Source organism: Paucibacter sediminis, assembly GCF_030254645.1.
Lineage (GTDB): Bacteria > Pseudomonadota > Gammaproteobacteria > Burkholderiales > Burkholderiaceae_C > Paucibacter_B > Paucibacter_B sediminis.
Genome location: NZ_CP116346.1, coordinates 2,223,528 through 2,246,317 on the forward strand (window position 1 = coordinate 2,223,528; position 22,790 = coordinate 2,246,317).

Genomic DNA, 22,790 nt, shown 5'->3' on the forward strand with positions numbered 1-22,790 from the left:
ATGGCAAAAGGTAAATTCGAGCGTACCAAGCCCCACGTGAACGTGGGCACGATTGGTCACGTTGACCACGGCAAGACCACGCTGACTGCTGCGATCGCCACCGTGCTGTCGAAGAAGTTTGGCGGCGAAGCCAAGGCTTACGATCAGATCGATGCGGCCCCTGAAGAAAAGGCCCGCGGCATCACCATCAACACCGCCCACGTCGAGTACGAAACGGCCAACCGCCACTACGCTCACGTGGACTGCCCTGGCCACGCTGACTATGTGAAGAACATGATCACCGGCGCGGCCCAGATGGACGGCGCGATCCTGGTGTGCTCGGCCGCTGACGGCCCGATGCCCCAGACCCGCGAGCACATCCTGCTGGCTCGCCAAGTGGGCGTGAAGTACATCATCGTGTTCCTGAACAAGTGCGACATGGTGGATGACGCCGAGCTGCTGGAACTGGTGGAAATGGAAGTGCGCGAGCTGCTGTCCAAGTACGACTTCCCCGGCGACGACACCCCCATCATCAAGGGTTCGGCCAAGCTGGCGCTGGAAGGCGACACGGGCGACCTGGGCGAGCAAGCCATCATGCGCCTGGCCGATGCGCTGGACACCTACATCCCCCAGCCGGACCGCGCCGTTGACGGCACCTTCCTGCTGCCGGTGGAAGACGTGTTCTCGATCTCGGGCCGTGGCACCGTGGTGACCGGTCGCGTCGAGCGCGGCATCATCAAGGTCGGCGAAGAAATCGAAATCGTCGGTATCCGCGACGTGCAGAAGACCACCGTGACCGGCGTGGAAATGTTCCGCAAGCTGCTGGACCAAGGTCAAGCCGGCGACAACGTCGGTATCCTGCTGCGCGGCACCAAGCGTGAAGACGTCGAGCGCGGTCAAGTGCTGGCCAAGCCCGGCTCGATCAAGCCCCACACCCACTTCACGGCCGAGATCTACGTGCTGTCGAAGGAAGAGGGCGGCCGTCACACCCCGTTCTTCAACAACTACCGTCCCCAGTTCTACTTCCGCACGACGGACGTGACCGGTGCCGTGGAGCTGCCGAAGGACAAGGAAATGGTCATGCCCGGCGACAACGTCGGCATCACCGTGAAGCTGATCGCTCCGATCGCCATGGAAACCGGTCTGCGCTTCGCCATCCGCGAAGGTGGCCGTACCGTCGGCTCGGGTGTGGTTGCCACCATCCTCGAGTAAAGTCTGAAAGACCACAGGGGCATAGCTCAATTGGCAGAGCGTCGGTCTCCAAAACCGAAGGTTGGGGGTTCGAGACCCTCTGCCCCTGCCAGCAGTCACTGACCTGACGCTGGTATAGTGGTCAAAGCAAGCCCGCGGGATTTGGTCCCGGCGGGCTTTGCTGCTGTTGGGTCAATTCATTCCGTATGCGTGCCGAGTCCGCTCAGGCGGGCTTGAAAGTTAGTTCAATGTCGAATCCTCAAGTCGAAACAGTCACCACCAGCGCCGACAAGGCCAAGCTGGCGGGTGCTGTGCTGCTGCTGATTGGTGGTCTGGTGGCGTTCTATGCGCTGGCCAAGCAAGGCCCGATCGCGCAGTGGGCGGCGCTGCTGGTGCTGCTGGCGGCCGCTGCGGGCGCTTTCTTCACCTCCGAGTCCGGCAAGTCGCTGGTGGCCTACGGTCGCGACTCCCTGCGCGAAGTGCGCAAGGTGGTGTGGCCCACGCGCAAGGAAGCGACCCAGATGACCGGCTATGTGTTCGCCTTCGTGGTGGTCATGGCCTTGTTCCTCTGGCTGACCGACAAGACGCTGGAATGGGTCCTGATCGACCTGATTCTGGGCTGGAAGCGCTAAAGGATTCCCGATGAGCGAAGAACTGAACGTCGTTGCGAACGAAGCGGCAGTGCCCGCTGGCCTGCCCAAGCGCTGGTATGTGGTGCACGCCTATTCGGGCATGGAAAAGGCCGTCGAGCGCAATCTGCGCGAGCGCATCGATCGCGCCGGCATGCAGGACAAGTTCGGCCGCATCCTGGTTCCGACCGAAGAGGTCGTGGAACTGAAGAACGGCAAGAAGGCGGTCACCGAGCGTCGCTTCTTCCCCGGCTATGTGCTGGTGGAAATGGTGATGGAAGACGACACCTGGCACTTGGTCAAGCACACCTCCAAGGTGACCGGTTTTGTGGGTGGCGCGAAGAACCGCCCGGCCCCGATCTCGGAAGCCGAGGTGATGAAGATCGTCAACCAGATGCAAGAAGGCATCGAGAAGCCCCGGCCCAAGGTCGAGTGGACGGTGGGCGAGATCGTGCGCGTCAAGGAAGGCCCGTTCACGGACTTCAATGGCGCTATCGAGGAAGTCAATTACGACAAGTCCAAGGTGCGCGTCTCGGTCACGATCTTCGGACGTGCCACGCCGGTGGAGCTGGACTTCGCGCAGGTCGAGAAAGTTTGAGAGCCTGGTGAGGCTCGCTCACTGCGCAAGCGGTGGGCATCTCACTCGTAGTCAGTCCGCAACGAGATGCGGACAAGAGGAGCAAGGGTACGAGGCGTGAGCCTCTAGCCCCTTGCGCTAGCACTCAGGCGTTGCGGCGAGGCCGCCGTGGCGCTGTCAGGAGAAATCATGGCCAAGAAAATTGTCGGCTTTATCAAGCTGCAAATTCCGGCTGGCAAGGCAAATCCTTCGCCTCCGGTCGGTCCCGCGCTGGGTCAGCGTGGTCTGAACATCATGGAATTCTGCAAGGCGTTCAACGCCCAGACGCAGAGCTATGAGCCGGGCCTGAAGCTGCCGGTGGTGATCACCGCCTTCGCGGACAAGAGCTTCACCTTCGTGATCAAGTCGCCCCCGGCGACCGTGCTGATCAAGAAGGCTGCCAAGATCGAAAAGGGCTCGCAGCGCCCCCATCTGGACAAGGTCGGCAAGCTGACCCGCGCCCAGCTGGAAGAGATCGCCAAGACCAAGCAGAAGGATCTGACGGCCGCCGACATGGACGCCGCCGTTCGCACCATCGCTGGTTCCGCCCGTTCGATGGGCATCATCGTGGAGGGTGTGTGACATGGCTAAGCTGACCAAGAAGCAAAAAGCTCTGCAAGGCAAGGTCGAGACCACCAAGCTGTACCCCCTGACCGACGCCCTGGGCCTGGTCAAGGAACTGGCTACCGCCAAGTTTGACGAATCCATCGACGTGGCCGTGCAACTGGGCATCGATGCCAAGAAGTCGGACCAAGTGGTGCGTGGCGCCGTCGTGATGCCTCACGGCACCGGCAAGACCAAGCGCGTGGCCGTGTTCGCCCAAGGCGCCAAGGCTGAAGAAGCCAAGGCCGCCGGCGCCGACGTGGTTGGCATGGAAGACCTGGCCGAGCGCGTCAAGGCTGGCGACATGCCTTTCGACGTGGTCATCGCCTCGCCCGATACGATGCGTATCGTCGGTACCCTGGGTCAGATCCTGGGCCCGCGTGGCCTGATGCCTAACCCCAAGGTTGGCACCGTGACCCCGGACGTCGCTACCGCCGTCAAGAACGCCAAGGCTGGCCAAGTCCAGTTCCGCGTTGACAAGGCCGGCATCATCCACGGCACCATCGGCCGTCGTTCGTTCGACACCGACAAGTTGGAAGGCAATCTGCGCGCGCTGATCGAGGCCCTGAACAAGGCTAAGCCGGCGTCGAGCAAGGGTGTCTACCTGCGCAAGGTCGCCGTGTCGTCCACCATGGGCGTCGGTGCTCGCGTGGACATCGCTTCGATCAACGCTCAGGCTTCGGCCTAAGCGATTCAGATGAGGCGCGGCGCTAGTCTGGCGCCGTGCTGATGAATTGGTGGGGCGCTGCTGGTTTCGGCCGGCGGCGCGTCATCCAAGACCGCTGGAGATGCGCCCCTGAGGTACTGGGGGCAAGGCTTAATCGGAAGCTCAGTTTCCGTCCAGCGCAGATGGCGGTCCCGCTGTAAGGAATGTTTCCTGACAGAAGGTCGCTGAATCCCGGTGTGTCGGAGGCCGCGAGGCCAAAGACACGTTTTTGTGAGGAGTAGACCTTGAGTCTCAATCGCAACGAGAAGGCAACCGTCGTCTCCGAAGTGGCAGCGCAAGCCGCCAAGTCGCAGACGCTGGCGCTGGCCGAGTACCGTGGCCTCACCGTTGAAGCCTTGAACAAGCTGCGCGTCACCGCGCGTGCCCAAGGTGTGTATCTTCACGTGCTGAAGAACACCCTGGCACGTCGTGCTGTCGCCGGCACTTCGTTCGAAGCTGCTTCGGAGAGCATGGTCGGCCCGCTGATCTACGGTTTTTCCGAGGACGCGGTCGCTGCCGCGAAGGTCATCGCTGACTTCGCCAAGACCAACGACAAGCTCGTCATCAAGGGCGGCGCTTATAGCGGCAAGGCTCTGGACGTCAACGGCATCAAGGCCCTGGCATCCATCCCCAGCAAGGAAGTGCTGCTGTCCCAAGTGGCTGGCCTGCTCATGTCGCCGGTGCAACGCACCGCCGCCGTGCTGGCTGCCCTGGCTCAGCAAAAGGGCGGCGGCGCTACTGCCGAAGCCCCGGCCGAAGCTGCTGCTTAAGACGCTACGTCCCCTGCAATCTATCTGTTATTAGGAAACTATCATGGCATTCGATAAAGACGCATTCCTGGCCGCTCTGGACAGCATGACCGTTCTGGAACTGAACGATCTGGTCAAGGCAATTGAAGAGAAGTTCGGCGTGTCCGCCGCTTCGATGGCTGCTCCCGCCGCTGGCGGCGCTGCTGGCGGTGGCGCTGCTGCTGCTGAAGAGAAGACCGAGTTCAACGTCGTGCTGCTGGAAGCCGGCGCGAACAAGGTTGGCGTGATCAAGGCCGTGCGCGAAATCACCGGCCTGGGTCTGAAGGAAGCCAAGGACCTGGTCGACGGCGCTCCCAAGGCTGTCAAGGAAGCTGTGGCCAAGGCCGACGCCGAAGCCGCCAAGAAGAAGCTGGAAGAAGCCGGCGCCAAGGTCGAACTCAAGTAAGACCTTGGGGGCGGGGTGGCGCAAGCCGCCCGGCTCCACTGTGCTAAAGGGGTGGTCCTGCGGGCCTCCCCTTTAGTCGTTTCAAGGGTAAACACTCTTGAGGACAGCTGAAAGGATCGCGTGCGGTATGATGCGCGGTTCTTTCAAGTGTTCTCTGATCCGACTGCAGAGAGCCGGTTTGGTCGGGCCTTGGTGCAATGCCAGGGTTGTCCGCCAGCGGTTGGTAGTGGCCAACCACCAAGCATCGAGCGCAATACTCGAGAAGCCAGTCGCCGACGAAGCCCGTCCCACGGCCAGGGGTGGGCTCTCGACACGGAGTGTTTATGGCGCAAGCAACCCCCTATAGCTATACCGAGCGCAAGCGAATCCGCAAGAGCTTCGGCAAGCGTGAGAGCGTTCTCAACGTTCCCTATTTGCTCACCATGCAGAAGGACTCGTACGTCGCCTTCCTGCAAAAAGACGTCCCCCCTGCCAAGCGCAAGCCCGAAGGCCTGCAAGCAGCGTTCCTTTCCGCGTTCCCGATTGTTTCGCACAACGGTTTCGTGGAAATGAAGTTCCTCGAATTCAATATCGCCAAGCCCCCGTTCGACACCCGTGAGTGCCAGCAGCGCGGCTTGACCTATGCAGCGGCCGTGCGCGCCAAGCTGCAGATGATCATTTACGACCGTGAGAGCCCGCAGGCCAAGACGGTCAAGGAAATCAAGGAACAAGAGGTCTACATGGGCGAAGTGCCCCTGATGACCGATTACGGTTCCTTCATCGTCAATGGCACCGAGCGTGTCATCGTCAGCCAGCTGCACCGCTCGCCCGGCGTGTTCTTCGAGCACGACAAGGGCAAGACCCACTCGTCCGGCAAGCTGCTGTTCTCGGCCCGCATCATTCCCTACCGCGGCTCCTGGCTGGACTATGAGTTCGACCCGAAGGACATCCTGTACTTCCGCGTCGACCGTCGCCGCAAGATGCCGGTCACCATCCTGCTCAAGGCCATTGGCCTGAACCCCGAGCAGATCCTGGCCCACTTCTTCGTGTTCGACAATTTCCGTCTGATGGACTCCGGTGCCCAGATGGAGTTCGTGGCCGACCGCCTGAAGGGCGAAGTGGCCCGCTTTGACATCACCGACAAGAGCGGTGCCGTCATCGTCGAGAAGGACAAGCGCATCACCGCCCGCCACGTGCGCCAGCTGGAGCAATCCGGCACGCAGCATGTGACCGTGCCCGAAGACTTCCTGCTCGGCCGCGTGCTGGCCAAGAACATGGTCGACGGCGACACCGGCGAGATCATCGCCAAGGCCAACGAAGAGCTGACCGAAGCGCTGCTGAAGAAGCTGCGCAGCGCCGGCATCAAGGAAATCCAGGCGCTCTACACGAACGAGCTGGACGAGGGTGCCTACATCAGCCAGACCCTGGCCTCGGACGAGACCGACAGCCAGCTGGCCGCACGCGTCGCGATCTATCGCATGATGCGCCCCGGCGAGCCGCCTACGGAAGACGCGGTGGAAGCGCTGTTCAACCGCCTGTTCTACAGCGAAGACACCTACGACCTCTCGCGCGTGGGCCGCATGAAGTTCAACGCCCGTGTGGGCCGCGACACGCCGGAAGGCGCCATGACCTTGTCGAACGAGGACATCCTCGACGTCGTCAAGATCCTGGTGGAGCTGCGCAATGGCCGTGGCGAAGTCGATGACATCGACCACCTGGGCAACCGCCGCGTGCGTTGCGTGGGCGAGCTGGCCGAGAACCAGTACCGCTCGGGCCTGGCGCGTATCGAGAAGGCCGTGAAGGAGCGTCTGGGCCAGGCCGAGACCGAAGCCCTGATGCCGCACGACCTGATCAACTCCAAGCCGATCTCTGCGGCCCTGAAGGAGTTCTTCGGTGCCTCGCAGCTGTCGCAGTTCATGGACCAGACCAACCCCCTGTCGGAAATCACGCACAAGCGTCGCGTTTCCGCCCTGGGCCCGGGTGGTCTGACCCGCGAGCGCGCCGGCTTCGAAGTCCGCGACGTGCACCCCACCCATTACGGCCGCGTCTGCCCGATCGAAACGCCGGAAGGCCCGAACATCGGTCTGATCAACTCGCTGGCGCTGTTCGCTCAGCTCAACGAGTACGGCTTCCTGGAAACGCCTTACCGTCGCGTCGTCGATGGCAAGGTGACGACCCAGATCGACTACCTCTCGGCCATCGAAGAAGGCAAGTACGTGATCGCCCAGGCGAACGCGACGCTGAACGCCGCTGGCGAGCTGACCGACGAGCTGGTGTCTGCGCGTGAAAACGGCGAATCGGTGCTGACCTCGCCCGAGCGCATCCAGTACATGGACGTGGCGCCGACACAGATCGTCTCGGTGGCCGCCTCGCTCGTGCCCTTCCTGGAGCACGACGATGCGAACCGCGCATTGATGGGCGCCAACATGCAGCGTCAGGCCGTGCCGGTGCTGCGTCCCGAGAAGGCCCTGGTCGGTACGGGCGTCGAGCGCGTCGCCGCCAAGGACTCGGGCACCGTGGTGGCCGCACGCCGCGGCGGTATCGTCGACTACGTGGACACGAACCGCATCGTGATTCGCGTGAACGACGATGAGACCGTGGCTGGTGAAGTCGGTGTCGACATCTACAACCTGATCAAGTACCAGCGTTCCAACCAGAACACCAACATCCATCAGCGCCCGATCGTGCGCCGTGGCGACAAGGTGGCTGCGGAAGACATCATTGCTGACGGTGCATCGACGGACATCGGCGAGCTGGCCCTGGGCCAGAACATGCTGGTCGCCTTCATGCCCTGGAACGGCTACAACTTCGAAGACTCGATCCTGATCTCCGAACGCGTGGTGGCCGAAGACCGCTACACCTCGATCCACATCGAGGAGCTGGTGGTGATGGCCCGTGACACCAAGCTGGGCAGCGAAGAAATCACCCGCGACATCCCGAACCTGAGCGAGCAGCAACTGGCGCGCCTGGACGAATCGGGCATCGTCTACATCGGCGCCGAGGTGAACCCTGGCGACGTGCTGGTGGGCAAGGTCACGCCCAAGGGCGAGACCACGCTGACGCCGGAAGAGAAGCTGCTGCGCGCCATCTTCGGCGAGAAGGCTTCCGACGTGAAGGACACCTCGCTGCGCGTGGATCAGGGCACCAACGGTACCGTGATCGATGTGCAGGTCTTCACCCGCGAAGGCATCCAGCGTGACAAGCGCGCCCAGCAGATCATCGACGACGAGCTGAAGCGCTTCCGCCTGGACCTGAACGACCAGCTGCGCATCGTCGAGGCCGACGCCTTCGACCGTATCGAGAAGCTGCTGAACGGCCGCGTGGCCAACGGCGGCCCGCAGAAGATCGCCAAGGGCACGGTCATCGACAAGGCCTATCTGGCCGGCGTTGAGAAGTTCCATTGGTTCGACATCCGTCCGGCCGAAGACGAGGTCGCCAACCAGCTGGAATCGATCAAGAACTCGCTGGAGCAGACCCGCCACAGCTTCGACCTGGCGTTTGAAGAAAAGCGCAAGAAGCTGACGCAGGGCGACGAGCTGCCGGCCGGCGTGCTGAAGATGGTCAAGGTCTACCTGGCCGTGAAGCGCCGCCTGCAGCCTGGCGACAAGATGGCCGGCCGTCACGGCAACAAGGGTGTGGTGTCCAAGATCACCCCGATCGAAGACATGCCCTATATGGCCGACGGCACGCCCGCCGACATCGTGCTGAATCCGCTGGGCGTGCCCTCGCGGATGAACGTGGGTCAGGTGCTGGAAGTCCATCTGGGCTGGGCCGGCAAGGGCATCGGCCTGCGCATCGGCGACATGCTGCAGCAACACTCGGCCGTGGCCGAGCTGCGCAAGTTCTTTGACGAGCTGTACAACCAGAGCGGCGGCAAGGCCGAGAGCCTGGACGAGCTGAGCGACAAGGAAATCGTCGAAATGGCGCAGAACCTGTCGAACGGCGTGCCCTTCGCGACGCCGGTGTTCGACGGTGCCAAGGAAGAAGAAATCCGCGGCATGCTGAAGCTGGCCTACCCGGACGACATCGCGGCGAAGAAGGGCCTGACCCCGACGCGCACGCAGGCCTTCCTGTACGACGGCCGCACCGGCGAGCAGTTCGAGCGCCCGACCACCATCGGCTACATGCACGTGCTGAAGCTGCACCACTTGGTGGACGACAAGATGCACGCCCGTTCGACCGGCCCGTACTCGCTCGTCACGCAGCAGCCGCTGGGTGGTAAGGCGCAGTTCGGTGGCCAGCGCTTCGGTGAGATGGAAGTGTGGGCCCTGGAAGCCTATGGCGCGTCCTACGTGCTGCAGGAAATGCTGACCGTCAAGTCCGACGACGTGAACGGCCGTACCAAGGTCTACGAGAACATCGTCAAGGGTGAGCACGCGATCGATGCCGGCATGCCGGAGTCGTTCAACGTGCTGGTGAAGGAAATTCGTTCGCTCGGCATCGACATCGAGCTCGAGCGCAACTAAGCATAGGAACAGGAGAAACACATGAAAGGTTTGCTGGACCTGTTCAAGCAATTCACGCCCGACGAGCACTTCGACGCGATCAAGATCGGGCTGGCCTCGCCCGAGAAGATCCGTTCGTGGTCTTTCGGTGAGGTGAAGAAGCCCGAGACCATCAACTACCGGACTTTCAAGCCCGAGCGTGATGGCCTGTTCTGCGCCAAGATCTTCGGCCCGATCAAGGACTACGAGTGCCTGTGCGGCAAGTACAAGCGCCTGAAGCACCGCGGCGTGATCTGCGAGAAATGCGGCGTTGAAGTCACCCAGACCAAGGTGCGTCGCGACCGCATGGGTCACATCGACCTGGCCGCACCCTGCGCTCACATCTGGTTCCTGAAGTCGCTGCCCTCGCGTCTGGGCCTGGTGCTCGACATGACGCTGCGCGACATCGAGCGCGTGCTGTACTTTGAAGCCTATGTGGTCGTTGACCCCGGCATGACCCCGCTGAAGAAGTTCAGCATCATGAGCGAGGACGACTACGACGCCAAGCGCGTCGAGTACGGTGACGAGTTCATCGCGCTGATGGGTGCGGAAGGCGTCAAGAAGTTGCTGGAAGATATGGATCTCGACGTTGAGATCGACAAGCTCCGCAACGACATGACCGGCTCCGAGCTCAAGGTCAAGAAGAACTCCAAGCGCCTGAAGGTCATGGAAGCCTTCAAGAAGTCCGGCATCAAGCCGAACTGGATGGTGCTGGACGTGCTGCCCGTGCTGCCGCCGGACCTGCGTCCGCTGGTGCCGCTGGACGGTGGCCGCTTCGCGACCTCGGATCTGAACGATCTGTATCGCCGCGTCATCAACCGCAACAACCGCCTGGCCCGTCTGCTCGAGCTGAAGGCCCCTGAGATCATCGTGCGCAACGAAAAGCGCATGCTGCAGGAAGCCGTGGACTCGCTGCTGGACAACGGCCGTCGTGGCAAGGCCATGACCGGCGCGAACAAGCGTGCCCTCAAGTCGCTGGCCGACATGATCAAGGGCAAGAGTGGTCGCTTCCGTCAGAACTTGCTGGGCAAGCGCGTCGACTATTCCGGTCGTTCGGTGATTACCGTGGGCCCGACGCTGAAGCTGCATCAGTGCGGTCTGCCCAAGCTGATGGCGCTGGAGCTGTTCAAGCCCTTCATCTTCTCGCGCCTGGAGGCGATGGGTATCGCCACCACCATCAAGGCCGCGAAGAAGGAAGTCGAATCCGGCACGCCGGTGGTCTGGGACATCCTGGAAGAGGTCATCAAGGAGCATCCGGTTCTGCTGAACCGCGCGCCGACGCTGCACCGTCTGGGCATCCAGGCGTTCGAGCCGGTGTTGATCGAAGGCAAGGCAATCCAGCTGCATCCGCTGGTCTGCGCGGCCTTCAACGCCGACTTCGACGGTGACCAGATGGCCGTCCACGTGCCGCTGTCGATCGAGGCACAGATGGAAGCCCGCACGCTGATGCTGGCCTCCAACAACGTGCTGTTCCCGGCTTCGGGCGAGCCCTCCATCGTGCCGTCGCAAGACGTGGTGCTGGGCCTGTACTACGCCACCCGCGATCGCATCAACGCCAAGGGCGAAGGCCTGGTGTTCTCCGACGTCAGCGAAATGCTGCGCGCGCTGGAGAACGGCGTGGTCGAGATCACCGCCAAGATCGCCGTGCGCCTGACCGAGTACAGCAAGGGTGCGGACGGTGAATGGGTGCCCGAGACCAAGCTGGTGGACACCACCGTCGGCCGTGCCCTGTTGAGCGAGATCCTGCCCAAGGGCCTGCCGTTCTCGAACATCAACAAGGCGTTGAAGAAGAAGGAAATCTCGCGCCTGATCAACACCTCGTTCCGCAAGTGCGGCCTGAAGGAAACCGTGGTGCTGGCAGACAAGCTGCTGCAATCCGGTTTCAAGCTGGCCACGCGCGCGGGCATCTCCATCGCCATCGACGACATGTTGGTGCCCAAGGAGAAGGTGCAGCTGATCGAGCGTGCCGAAAAGGAAGTCAAGGAAATCGAGCAGCAGTACGTCTCGGGCCTGGTGACCGCCGGCGAGCGCTACAACAAGGTGGTGGACATCTGGGGCAAGACCGGCGACGAAGTCGGCAAGGTCATGATGACCCAGCTGTCCAAGCAGAAGACCATCGACCGCAACGGCAAGGAAGTGGATCAGGAGTCCTTCAACTCCATCTACATGATGGCCGACTCGGGTGCCCGCGGTTCTGCGGCCCAGATTCGCCAGCTGGCTGGTATGCGGGGCCTGATGGCCAAGCCGGATGGCTCGATCATCGAGACGCCGATCACGGCGAACTTCCGCGAAGGCCTGAACGTGTTGCAGTACTTCATCTCCACCCACGGTGCTCGTAAGGGCCTGGCGGATACGGCGTTGAAGACCGCGAACTCGGGTTACCTGACGCGTCGTCTGGTGGACGTGACCCAGGATCTGGTCGTGACCGAAGCCGATTGCGGCACCGACAACGGCATCGCGATGCGCGCCCTGGTCGAGGGTGGTGAAGTGATCGAATCGCTGCGCGACCGCATCCTCGGCCGCGTGGCAGCCATCGATGTGCTGCACCCCGAGACGCAAGGCCTGCTGCTGCCGGCCGGCCATATGCTGGACGAAGACAACCTGGACATGCTGGAACAAGCCGGCGTGGACGAGGTCAAGGTCCGCACGCCGCTGACCTGCGCCACGCGCTTCGGCCTCTGCGCCAAGTGCTATGGCCGCGATCTGGGCCGCGGCGGCCTAGTCAACACCGGCGAGGCCGTGGGCGTGATTGCTGCGCAGTCGATCGGTGAGCCGGGTACCCAGCTGACCATGCGTACCTTCCACATCGGTGGTGCGGCTTCGCGTGCAGCGGTGGCCTCCAGCGTCGAAGCCAAGTCGGACGGCATCATCGGCTTCAATGCCACGATGCGCTACGTCACCAACGGCAAGGGTGAACTGGTGGTGATTTCGCGTTCCGGCGAAATCATCATCAGCGACCAGCATGGCCGCGAGCGCGAGCGTCACAAGGTGCCGTACGGCGCGATCCTCAACATCAAGGCCGACCAGACCATCAAGGCTGGCCTGATCTTGGCGAACTGGGATCCGCTGACCCGACCCATCATCACGGAATTCGCCGGTCAGGCGAAGTTCGAGAATGTGGAAGAGGGCGTCACCGTGGCCAAGCAGGTCGACGAGGTGACCGGTCTGTCCACGCTGGTGGTGATCGATCCGAAGCGTCGTGGCGCCGCCAAGGTGGTGCGCCCGCAGGTCAAGCTGCTGGACGCCAATGGCAACGAGGTGAAGATCCCCGGTACCGACCACTCGGTGACGATTGGCTTCCAGGTCGGCTCGCTGATCCAGATCCGCGACGGTCAGGACCTCGCGCCTGGTGAAGTGCTGGCGCGTATCCCGGTGGAAGGCCAGAAGACTCGAGACATTACCGGCGGTCTGCCGCGTGTGGCCGAGCTGTTCGAAGCCCGCTCGCCCAAGGATGCCGGCGTGCTGGCCGAGCAGACCGGTACGGTCTCCTTCGGCAAGGAAACCAAGGGCAAGGTGCGCTTGGAGATCACCGATCCGGACGGCAACAAGCACGAAGAGCTGGTGCCCAAGGAAAAGAACATCTTGGTGCACGAAGGCCAGGTGGTCAACCGCGGTGAGCTGATTGTGGACGGCCCGGCCGATCCGCAAGACATCCTGCGCCTGCTGGGTATCGAAGAGCTGGCTCGCTACATCGTCGACGAAGTGCAGGACGTGTATCGCTTGCAGGGCGTGAAGATCAACGACAAGCACATCGAGGTGATCGTTCGCCAGATGCTGCGTCGCGTGCAGATCACGAACTCGGGCGACTCGAACTACATCGTCAACGAGCAGGTGGAACGCTCGGAACTGCTGGACACCAACGACCGTCTGCGCAAGGAAGGCAAGATGATTGCCACCCATGCTGACGTGCTGCTGGGTATCACCAAGGCTTCGCTGTCGACCGACTCCTTCATCTCGGCGGCTTCCTTCCAGGAAACCACCCGCGTGCTGACCGAGGCTGCCATCATGGGCAAGCGCGACGAGCTGCGTGGCCTGAAGGAAAACGTCATCGTCGGCCGTCTGATCCCGGCCGGTACTGGCATGGCCTTCCACGATGCTCGCCGCGTCAAGGAAGAGATGGACGACGCCGAGCGCCGCGCCATCGCCATGCAGGAAGCCGAGGAAATGGCTGCAGCGCAGTTGGCCGCCGTGGACGACGCGAGCGATCGCAGCGCCGACTGATCAAGTCAGCGCGGGCTTTACGCCTAGAAGGGCTGCCGATTCGGCAGCCCTTTTTTCATGCCGGATCGGATTTCGGCGGCTTATGAGGCGGTGGGCGGCATCGCCCATTCGCCAAGCCACTGATGATGGGTAATCCCTTTGTGGCTGAGGATCAGGGCATAGCGTGTCGCGATCCAGTCGATGGGCGCAATGCTGTGCTCGGCGACGAATCCGGGCTGGTAGAGCATCGTCATGTGAGGCGTGCTGGACGCATCGGGCCGAAGTCCGAAACGGCGTAGTTCGAGTGCGAGCAACTGCCTCAGTCGTGCAATGCCAGCGGCGCTGCTGGCATCGCAGCGCAACACGAAGGCTTTGCTTGGCGGAAAGCTCATCGCGTGGTCGAAGACGATGGGCAGTGACGTGCAGCTGACGCGCGCCGCGGCAGCGCGGGCGGCGTCGATGGGTGCTTGAGGGATTAACTCCCGGAACCTTGCAACGGCGTGCAGCGTGATGTGCAAGCGCTCGGCTGGCAAACAAGCGCTAGTCAGTCCATGCCGGCCGCGCAGCGCCGCGGCCGCTCGAGCGATCTGCTGCGCATCCTCGGGCTGGGGGAAGAGGGCCAGGAACAATGTGTAGCCTTCCGGCTCGCCGCGCCAGCTGTTGATGACTTCAGGCCGGAACAGCCCCGTCCTAGCAGGCTCAAGACCCGGCAAACTCAGTTGCTCGGCCATGGTGCGCGTGATGCTGACCATCCGGCTTACCTTTCACGGGCTGAATTCGAGCGGCGCCGTGCTGTCCGCCACGCTTGGCTGGCTCTTGAGCCAAGCCTGTGGCGTGAGGATGCTCAGACCGAAAGCGCGCGCACGCTTCGCCAGTGCGAGCACGGCGCGGTCGCGCGAAATCAGCCAGGCGCAATGCTGAGCAATCGCCAGATCGATGAACATTTGATCGTCCGGGTCGCGGCACATCAGGCGTACCGCGGGTGGCGAGGGCTCATGGACGGGCGAGCACCATTGCTCGAAGGCCGCCTCAATGCTTTGGATATCGGGCCGCCGGCTGGCAGCAATACCTCTCCCCAGCACATGCAGCAACTCGGCGCGCATCGGCGGACTGCCAACCCAGCGCAGGCTGCCGGCTCGCAGCGCCTGTGCCAGCGGCAGCACCGAGGGCTCGCCAAAAACCAGCCAATCCATCACAACCTGGGTGTCGATGACGGCTTTTGGGGGCATGGGCGAGCTTGACACGGCGGAACTCTGGCAGGGCACAGGCTGGGAGCATAGCGTCCGCCGGGGCGGCCGGCACGCCACTTGTGCATGCGCCCGCTTGTGATCTACAATCGCGGGCTCTTCAATGGGCCTTGCTGCGCCTAGGCATCAGCGTCCGGAAAGTTTGCGCACAGCGTCATGCGGCTGCATGGTGTCGTGCGCTTTTGGCTTTTCGTCAGATGTTGCGTGGCAGGGTTGCTGGCCGTCGTGGTCAGTCCATCGAAGACTGTGACTTCAAACGGGAACAAGTTACTTATGCCAACCATCAATCAGCTCGTGCGCCACGGCCGTCAGGTCGAGGTCACGAAATCCAAGTCGCCGGCGATGCAGGACTGCCCGCAGCGCCGCGGCGTTTGCACCCGCGTGTACACCACGACCCCGAAGAAGCCGAATTCGGCGCTTCGTAAGGTTGCCAAGGTGCGCCTGACCAACGGTTTCGAGGTGATCTCGTACATCGGCGGTGAAGGCCACAACCTGCAAGAGCACAGCGTCGTGCTCGTGCGCGGCGGCCGTGTCAAGGACTTGCCCGGTGTGCGTTACCACATCGTGCGCGGTTCCTTGGACCTGCAGGGCGTGAAGGATCGCAAGCAATCGCGTTCCAAGTACGGCGCCAAGCGCCCGAAGAAGTAAGCATTAAGAGTTTGTCATGGCGCGGCACTAGCATCGTCTGGGCTGTCGTCGGATATTTAGCGGTTTGTGCTGGCTCAGTAGAGCGGTAGCAGCCGAGTAAGTGGATGACCCCTGATGTTGGTGGTCGTTCAACGGTAACGGGCTTAAGCCCCGAGCCAAACTGAAGCAAGAGGAAGAATCCCATGCCACGTCGTCGCGAAGTACCCAAGCGCGAGATCCTGCCTGATCCCAAGTTCGGCAATGTTGATCTGTCCAAGTTCATGAATGTTGTGATGGAGTCCGGCAAGAAGGCCGTCGCCGAGCGCATCATTTATGGCGCTCTCGAGCAAATCGAGAAGAAGGTCGGCAAGGATCCGCTGGAAGTGTTCATCGTCGCGTTGAACAACGTGAAGCCCATGGTCGAAGTGAAGTCACGCCGCGTTGGCGGTGCGAACTACCAAGTTCCCGTGGAAGTTCGCCCCGTCCGCCGTATGGCTCTGGCCATGCGTTGGCTGAAGGAATCGGCCCGCAAGCGCGGCGAGAAGTCGATGGCACAGCGCCTCGCCAACGAGCTGCTGGAGGCCTCCGAAGGCCGCGGCGGCGCGATGAAGAAGCGTGACGAAGTGCACCGCATGGCAGAAGCCAACAAGGCCTTCTCGCACTTCCGCTTCTAAACTACACCGTTCCAGCCGCCTCGGGTTTTTACCAACCCGTTGGCGGCTCAATGCATTTGGAGTCACATCATGGCCCGCAAGACCCCCATCGAGCGCTACCGCAATATCGGTATCTCTGCGCACATCGATGCTGGCAAGACCACCACGACCGAACGTATCCTGTTTTACACGGGCGTGAACCACAAGATCGGTGAAGTGCACGACGGCGCTGCCACCATGGACTGGATGGAGCAAGAGCAGGAGCGTGGTATCACCATCACGTCGGCTGCGACCACCTGCTTCTGGAAGGGTATGGACATGTCCTATCCGGAGCATCGCTTCAACATCATCGACACCCCTGGGCACGTGGACTTCACGATTGAAGTCGAGCGTTCGATGCGCGTGCTGGACGGCGCTTGCATGGTCTATTGCGCCGTGGGTGGCGTGCAGCCCCAGTCAGAAACCGTCTGGCGCCAAGCCAACAAGTACAAGGTGCCTCGTCTGGCCTTCGTGAACAAGATGGACCGCACCGGCGCCAACTTCTTCAAGGTCTATGACCAGATGCGTCTGCGCCTGAAGGCCAATCCGGTGCCCGTCGTGATCCCCATCGGCGCTGAAGACAACTTCAAGGGCGTCGTCGACCTGATCAAGATGAAGGCGATCTACTGGGATGAGGCTTCCCAGGGCATGAAGTTCGACTACCGCGACATCCCTGCCGAGTTGCAGGCTGACGCGCAGAAGTGGCGCGACAACCTGGTTGAAGCGGCTGCCGAGTCGAGCGAAGACATGATGAACCAGTACCTGGAAACCGGTGAGCTCAGCGAAGCTGAAATCATGCAAGGTATCCGTGTGCGTACGCTGGCTGCTGAAATCCAGCCGATGTTCTGCGGCACCGCCTTCAAGAACAAGGGCGTGCAGCGCATGCTGGACGGCGTGATCGACTTCCTGCCCTCGCCGGTGGACGTGCCTCCCGTGCCTGGCACGGATGAGGACGACCAGCCGGCCTCGCGCGACGCTTCCGACGAAGCGAAGTTCTCGGCTCTGGCCTTCAAGCTGATGACCGACCCGTATGTCGGTCAGCTGACCTTCGTGCGCGTCTACTCGGGCGTGCTGAAGTCGGGCGACTCGGTCTACAACCCGATCCGTGCCAAGAAGGAGCGTATCGGCCGTATTCTGCAGATGCACGCCAACCAGCGTGAAGAAATCTCGGAAATTCTGGCCGGTGACATCGCTGCCTGCGTGGGCCTGAAGGACGTGACCACGGGCGAAACCCTGTGCGATCCCGAAGCCATCATCACGCTGGAAAAGATGGTGTTCCCCGAGCCGGTGATTTCGCAGGCCGTCGAGCCCAAGACCAAGGCCGACCAGGAGAAGATGGGTATCGCCCTGGGCCGTCTGGCCAAGGAAGATCCGTCCTTCCGTCTGCGTACCGACGAAGAGTCGGGCCAGACCATCATCTCGGGCATGGGCGAGCTGCACCTGGAAATCATTGTCGACCGCATGAAGCGCGAATTTGGCGTGGAAGCCAACGTCGGCAAGCCGCAAGTGGCCTATCGCGAAACCATTCGCAAGACCGCCACCGATGTGGAAGGCAAGTTCGTGCGTCAGTCCGGCGGTAAGGGCCAGTACGGCCACGTCGTGCTGACCGTCGAGCCGCAAGAGCCGGGCAAGGGCTTCGAGTTCGTCGACGCCATCAAGGGTGGCGTGGTGCCTCGCGAGTTCATTCCCGCGGTGGAAAAGGGCGTGATCGACAGCCTGCCGAACGGCGTGCTTGCGGGCTACCCCGTGGTGGACGTGAAGGTCACGCTGACCTTCGGTTCCTACCATGAAGTGGACTCGAACGAAAACGCCTTCAAGATGGCCGCTTCGATGGGCTTCAAGGACGGCTGCCGCAAGGCTTCGCCGGTGATCCTGGAGCCGATGATGGCCGTGGAAGTCGAGACGCCGGAAGACTACGCTGGTACGGTGATGGGCGATCTGTCCAGCCGTCGCGGCATGGTGCAGGGCATGGACGACATGGTCGGCGGCGGCAAGATCATCAAGGCCGAAGTGCCCCTGTCCGAAATGTTCGGCTACTCGACCACGCTGCGTTCGGCCACGCAAGGCCGTGCGACGTACACGATGGAGTTCAAGCACTACGCCGAAGCTCCTAAGAACGTGGCCGACGCCATCATCACTGCCCGCGGCAAGTGATCCCAAGCCGGGGCGCATGCCCCGGCTGCTTGATTTCAAGAATCGTCTTCGCAGAGGCTCTCCCGGTTGCCAGTCGCCGGGGCATCAGGGCACTGCGGAAACGCTAAACCAACAGACTGGCGGATGCTCTTTTCTGGAGAATTGAAATGGCAAAAGGTAAATTCGAACGTACCAAGCCCCACGTGAACGTGGGCACGATTGGTCACGTTGACCACGGCAAGACCACGCTGACTGCTGCGATTGCCACCGTGCTGTCGAAGAAGTTTGGCGGCGAAGCCAAGGCTTACGATCAGATCGATGCGGCCCCTGAAGAAAAGGCCCGCGGCATCACCATCAATACCGCCCACGTCGAGTACGAAACGGCCAACCGCCACTACGCTCACGTGGACTGCCCTGGCCACGCTGACTATGTGAAGAACATGATCACCGGCGCGGCCCAGATGGACGGCGCGATCCTGGTGTGCTCGGCCGCTGACGGCCCGATGCCCCAGACCCGCGAGCACATCCTGCTGGCTCGCCAAGTGGGCGTGAAGTACATCATCGTGTTCCTGAACAAGTGCGACATGGTGGATGACGCCGAGCTGCTGGAACTGGTGGAAATGGAAGTGCGCGAGCTGCTGTCCAAGTACGACTTCCCCGGCGACGACACCCCCATCATCAAGGGTTCGGCCAAGCTGGCGCTGGAAGGCGACACGGGCGACCTGGGCGAGCAAGCCATCATGCGCCTGGCCGATGCGCTGGACACCTACATCCCCCAGCCGGACCGCGCCGTTGACGGCACCTTCCTGCTGCCGGTGGAAGACGTGTTCTCGATCTCGGGCCGTGGCACCGTGGTGACCGGTCGCGTCGAGCGCGGCATCATCAAGGTCGGCGAAGAAATCGAAATCGTCGGTATCCGCGACGTGCAGAAGACCACCGTGACCGGCGTGGAAATGTTCCGCAAGCTGCTGGACCAAGGTCAAGCCGGCGACAACGTCGGTATCCTGCTGCGCGGCACCAAGCGTGAAGACGTCGAGCGCGGTCAAGTGCTGGCCAAGCCCGGCTCGATCAAGCCCCACACCCACTTCACGGCCGAGATCTACGTGCTGTCGAAGGAAGAGGGCGGCCGTCACACCCCGTTCTTCAACAACTACCGTCCCCAGTTCTACTTCCGCACGACGGACGTGACCGGTGCCGTGGAGCTGCCGAAGGACAAGGAAATGGTCATGCCCGGCGACAACGTCGGCATCACCGTGAAGCTGATCGCTCCGATCGCCATGGAAACCGGTCTGCGCTTCGCCATCCGCGAAGGTGGCCGTACCGTCGGCTCGGGTGTGGTTGCCACCATCCTCGAGTAAATCTTTTGCGTGACCGGCCCGGTGTGCTTGCGCGCCGGGCCCGCACCAAACGTGGCATAGACCCAAGCGTCGCGCCACACGTTCTTTGAAGGAATCGTCATGCAAAAGCAAAAGATCCGCATCCGTCTGAAGGCCTTCGATTACAAGCTGATCGACCAATCGGCTCTGGAAATCGTTGAGACCGCCAAGCGTACCGGCGCCATCGTCAAGGGCCCCGTGCCCCTGCCGACGCGCTTCGAGCGTTTCGACATCCTGCGTTCGCCGCACGTCAACAAGACCTCGCGCGACCAGTTCGAAATCCGTACGCACCAGCGTCTGATGGACATCGTTGACCCCACCGACAAGACCGTCGACGCTCTGATGAAGCTCGACCTGCCGGCCGGCGTCGACGTCGAAATCAAGCTGCAGTAAAACGCAGCAATCACTGACTGAGGCGGCTTGCCGCCTCAGGAGGCGAGATAAGGGGCGATCGTAAGATTGCCCCTTTTTCGTGACTCGGCGATGACGGCGCTTGCGGTCAAGCTAGGGTTCACGCTATACTCGCCAGCTTTTCCGCGTAAGCATTTGCTTGCGCGGTTTCGGCGCATCATCAAAACGGGCTTGCATGGAAATGCGGGCCGGTGGTCGATGGTGCACTTGGTCAGCCCGACCAATCGATGTCGGGTGTGTGTAAATGGCTCTCGAGGCGTAGGCCGAAGAGGGCTGGAGAAAAACCATGAGTCTAAGCAATCGTCTCGGATTGCTGGGCCGCAAGGTGGGCATGATGCGCATCTTCACGGACGATGGCGACGCCATCCCTGTGACGGTGCTGGACGTGTCCAACAACCGCGTGACCCAGGTCAAGACCGAAGAGACCGACGGCTACAGCGCCATTCAAGTGGCGTTCGGTACGCGCAAGGCATCGCGCGTCACCAAGCCGGAAGCTGGCCACCTCGCCAAGGCGGGTGTCGAGGCTGGTGAAGTCCTGAAGGAATTCCGTGTTGCCGCCGATGTGGCTGCTGAGTACAAGGCCGGCGCACAAGTGCCCGTGACCCTGTTCGCCGCAGGTCAGTTGGTCGACGTGCAAGGCACTTCCATCGGTAAGGGCTTCGAAGGCACCATCAAGCGTCACAACTTCAGTTCGCAGCGCGCGTCGCACGGTAACAGCCGTTCGCACAACGTGCCTGGCTCGATCTCGATGGCGCAAGATCCTGGTCGCGTGTTTCCCGGCAAGAAGATGTCGGGTCACCTGGGCGACGTGACGAAGACGATCCAAAACCTGGACATCGTGCGCGTTGACGAAGCTCGTCAACTGCTGCTGGTCCGCGGTGCGGTGCCGGGCGCCAAGAACGGCCACGTGGTCGTGCGTCCCGCTGTCAAGGTCAAGCTCAAGAAAGGGGCCAACTGATGCAGCTCGAGCTCCTGAATGAGCAAGGTCAGGCCACCTCCAAGGTGGACGCTCCTGATACCGTGTTTGCTCGCGATTACAACGAAGCCCTGGTGCACCAGGTGGTCGTGGCCTTCCAGGCCAACGCCCGTCAAGGCACCCGCGCCCAGAAGGACCGCGAACAAGTTCATCACTCGACGAAGAAGCCGTTCCGCCAAAAGGGTACGGGCCGCGCACGTGCCGGTATGACTTCGTCGCCGTTGTGGCGTGGGGGCGGTCGGATCTTCCCGAACATGCCCGACGAGAACTTCTCGCACAAGCTGAACAAGAAGATGTACCGCGCCGGTATGGCCGCCATCCTCTCGCAGCTGGCTCGCGAAGGTCGCCTGGCCGTGGTGGATTCGATCGCGATCGAAGCCCCCAAGACCAAGCTGCTGGCTGCCAAGTTCAAGGCCATGGGCCTGGACTCGGTGCTGCTGATCTCGGACGTCGTGGACGACAACCTGGCGCTGGCTTCGCGCAACCTGGCCAATGTGCTGGTTGTTGAGCCGCGTTACGCCGACCCGCTGTCCCTGGTGCACTACAAGAAAGTGCTGGTCACCAAGGCCGCAGTGGAGCAACTCAAGGAGATGCTGGCATGAGCGCCGTGAAATATTCTGAAGGCCGTCTGGCCTCGGTGCTGCTGGCTCCCATCGTGTCCGAAAAGGCCACGGCGGTTGCTGAGAAGCACAACCAAGTGTTGTTCAAGGTCCTGCGCGACGCCACCAAGCCCGAAATCAAGGCCGCCGTTGAACTGATGTTCAAGGTCGAAGTTGAGTCGGTGAACGTGGTGAACGTGAAGGGCAAGGCCAAGCGCTTCGGCGGCCGTGCCGGCCGTCGCGACCACGTCAAGAAGGCGTATGTCGCTCTGAAGGCGGGCCAAGAGCTCAACTTCTCCGGGGAGGCTGCGTAATGGCCGTCGTTAAAGTCAAGCCGACCTCGCCTGGCCGCCGTGCCGTGGTGAAGGTGGTGCACAAGCACCTGCACAAGGGCGCTCCGGAAGCTTCGCTGCTGGAACCCCAAAAGCAAAATTCTGGCCGTAACAACAACGGTCACATCACGATTCGCCACAAGGGCGGTGGTCACAAGCACCACTACCGCGTGGTGGACTTCCGTCGCAACAAGGACGCGATCCCGGCCAAGGTCGAGCGTATCGAGTACGACCCCAACCGTACGGCCCACATCGCTCTGGTGTGCTATGCCGACGGCGAGCGTCGCTACATCATCGCTCCGCGTGGTCTGGAAGTGGGTTCGACGATCTTGAGCGGCGCGGAAGCCCCGATCAAGGCCGGCAACACGCTGCCGATTCGCAATATCCCGGTGGGTTCGACGATCCACTGCATCGAGATGCTGCCTGGCAAGGGTGCCCAGATCGCTCGCTCGGCCGGCACTTCTGCCGTGCTGATGGCGCGTGAAGGCACCTACGCTCAAGTGCGCATGCGCTCGGGTGAAGTGCGCAAGATCCACATCGACTGCCGCGCCACGATTGGCGAGGTGAGCAACGAAGAGCACAGCCTGCGCCAGTACGGCAAGGCCGGTGCGATCCGTTGGAAGGGTATCCGCCCGACCGTTCGTGGTACCGCCATGAACCCGGTGGACCACCCGCACGGTGGTGGTGAAGGCCGTACCGGTGAGGGTCAAGCCCCTGTGTCGCCGTGGAACACCCTCACGAAGGGCTACCGCACTCGTAACAACAAGCGCACGCAGACGTTCATCGTTTCGCGTCGCAAGAAGTAAGGGGTAGGCC

General features: G+C 62.1%; 20 protein-coding genes and 1 tRNA gene. 19 read left to right on the top strand and 2 right to left on the bottom strand.

The annotated features are described in order from the left end of the window. From tuf (PFX98_RS10150) to rpoC, 10 genes are all read left to right on the top strand, one after another. Positions 1-1,191: an elongation factor Tu gene (gene tuf, locus PFX98_RS10150; RefSeq protein ID WP_285235081.1), complete on the top strand. Its 1,191-nt coding sequence runs from the start codon at positions 1-3 to the stop codon at positions 1,189-1,191. Between the two features lie 15 nt (positions 1,192-1,206). Further along, a tRNA-Trp gene (locus tag PFX98_RS10155) sits at positions 1,207-1,282 on the top strand. 136 nt (positions 1,283-1,418) lie between these two features. Then, positions 1,419-1,802 (top strand): preprotein translocase subunit SecE, encoded by a 384-nt coding sequence (secE, locus tag PFX98_RS10160; protein ID WP_285235082.1) that lies wholly within the window; start codon positions 1,419-1,421, stop codon positions 1,800-1,802. Positions 1,803-1,812: 10 nt separating this feature from the next. Beyond that, on the top strand, positions 1,813-2,397 hold the full coding sequence (gene nusG / locus PFX98_RS10165; protein ID WP_285235083.1) for a transcription termination/antitermination protein NusG: 585 nt from the start codon (positions 1,813-1,815) through the stop codon (positions 2,395-2,397). Positions 2,398-2,565: 168 nt separating this feature from the next. Continuing rightward, positions 2,566-2,997: a 50S ribosomal protein L11 gene (rplK, locus tag PFX98_RS10170; RefSeq protein ID WP_058933584.1), complete on the top strand. Its 432-nt coding sequence runs from the start codon at positions 2,566-2,568 to the stop codon at positions 2,995-2,997. A gap of 1 nt (position 2,998) precedes the next feature. Further along, entirely contained in the window at positions 2,999-3,706 is a 708-nt protein-coding gene (rplA, locus tag PFX98_RS10175) for a 50S ribosomal protein L1 (RefSeq protein WP_285235084.1), read from the top strand. A 263-nt stretch (positions 3,707-3,969) separates the two neighbouring features. Then, entirely contained in the window at positions 3,970-4,494 is a 525-nt protein-coding gene (gene rplJ / locus PFX98_RS10180; protein WP_285235085.1) for a 50S ribosomal protein L10, read from the top strand. 43 nt (positions 4,495-4,537) lie between these two features. Continuing rightward, on the top strand, positions 4,538-4,918 hold the full coding sequence (rplL, locus tag PFX98_RS10185; RefSeq protein WP_285235087.1) for a 50S ribosomal protein L7/L12: 381 nt from the start codon (positions 4,538-4,540) through the stop codon (positions 4,916-4,918). Between the two features lie 323 nt (positions 4,919-5,241). After that, on the top strand, positions 5,242-9,363 hold the full coding sequence (gene rpoB, locus PFX98_RS10190; RefSeq protein ID WP_285235089.1) for a DNA-directed RNA polymerase subunit beta: 4,122 nt from the start codon (positions 5,242-5,244) through the stop codon (positions 9,361-9,363). 21 nt (positions 9,364-9,384) lie between these two features. Next, the gene (rpoC, locus tag PFX98_RS10195; RefSeq protein WP_285235091.1) at positions 9,385-13,602 is read left to right on the top strand and encodes a DNA-directed RNA polymerase subunit beta'; all 4,218 of its coding nucleotides are present in this window, start codon (positions 9,385-9,387) and stop codon (positions 13,600-13,602) included. Between the two features lie 80 nt (positions 13,603-13,682). Here rpoC and PFX98_RS10200 read toward each other — a convergent pair whose 3' ends face one another. Together PFX98_RS10200 and PFX98_RS10205 are read right to left on the bottom strand one after the other, a co-directional pair. After that, positions 13,683-14,333: a 2'-5' RNA ligase family protein gene (locus PFX98_RS10200; RefSeq protein WP_285235093.1), complete on the bottom strand. Its 651-nt coding sequence runs from the start codon at positions 14,331-14,333 to the stop codon at positions 13,683-13,685. Between the two features lie 12 nt (positions 14,334-14,345). Further along, positions 14,346-14,810 (bottom strand): PIN domain-containing protein, encoded by a 465-nt coding sequence (locus PFX98_RS10205; protein ID WP_285235095.1) that lies wholly within the window; start codon positions 14,808-14,810, stop codon positions 14,346-14,348. A 291-nt stretch (positions 14,811-15,101) separates the two neighbouring features. Here PFX98_RS10205 and rpsL point away from each other — a divergent pair, with 291 nt between their 5' ends. The 9 genes from rpsL to rplB all read left to right on the top strand — a co-directional run bounded on the left by rpsL (position 15,102) and on the right by rplB (position 22,780). Continuing rightward, positions 15,102-15,476, top strand: coding sequence for a 30S ribosomal protein S12 (gene rpsL, locus PFX98_RS10210; RefSeq protein WP_285235097.1), 375 nt, complete (start codon positions 15,102-15,104; stop codon positions 15,474-15,476). A gap of 182 nt (positions 15,477-15,658) precedes the next feature. After that, a complete protein-coding gene (gene rpsG / locus PFX98_RS10215; RefSeq protein WP_285235099.1) occupies positions 15,659-16,129 on the top strand; it encodes a 30S ribosomal protein S7 in 471 nt (156 codons plus the stop codon). Between the two features lie 69 nt (positions 16,130-16,198). After that, entirely contained in the window at positions 16,199-18,301 is a 2,103-nt protein-coding gene (gene fusA / locus PFX98_RS10220) for an elongation factor G (protein WP_285235100.1), read from the top strand. Between the two features lie 146 nt (positions 18,302-18,447). Next, the gene (tuf, locus tag PFX98_RS10225; RefSeq protein WP_285235081.1) at positions 18,448-19,638 is read left to right on the top strand and encodes an elongation factor Tu; all 1,191 of its coding nucleotides are present in this window, start codon (positions 18,448-18,450) and stop codon (positions 19,636-19,638) included. A 99-nt stretch (positions 19,639-19,737) separates the two neighbouring features. Further along, positions 19,738-20,049 (top strand): 30S ribosomal protein S10, encoded by a 312-nt coding sequence (gene rpsJ, locus PFX98_RS10230; RefSeq protein WP_285235101.1) that lies wholly within the window; start codon positions 19,738-19,740, stop codon positions 20,047-20,049. Between the two features lie 304 nt (positions 20,050-20,353). After that, positions 20,354-21,025, top strand: coding sequence for a 50S ribosomal protein L3 (gene rplC / locus PFX98_RS10235; protein ID WP_285235102.1), 672 nt, complete (start codon positions 20,354-20,356; stop codon positions 21,023-21,025). Continuing rightward, entirely contained in the window at positions 21,025-21,645 is a 621-nt protein-coding gene (gene rplD, locus PFX98_RS10240) for a 50S ribosomal protein L4 (RefSeq protein ID WP_285235103.1), read from the top strand. Before rplC ends, rplD begins: the two co-directional genes overlap by 1 nt. Next, positions 21,642-21,956, top strand: coding sequence for a 50S ribosomal protein L23 (rplW, locus tag PFX98_RS10245; RefSeq protein ID WP_285235104.1), 315 nt, complete (start codon positions 21,642-21,644; stop codon positions 21,954-21,956). The genes rplD and rplW overlap by 4 nt, the downstream gene beginning before the upstream one ends. Next, positions 21,956-22,780: a 50S ribosomal protein L2 gene (rplB, locus tag PFX98_RS10250; RefSeq protein ID WP_285235105.1), complete on the top strand. Its 825-nt coding sequence runs from the start codon at positions 21,956-21,958 to the stop codon at positions 22,778-22,780. Before rplW ends, rplB begins: the two co-directional genes overlap by 1 nt. The last annotated feature ends 10 nt before the right edge of the window (positions 22,781-22,790 follow it).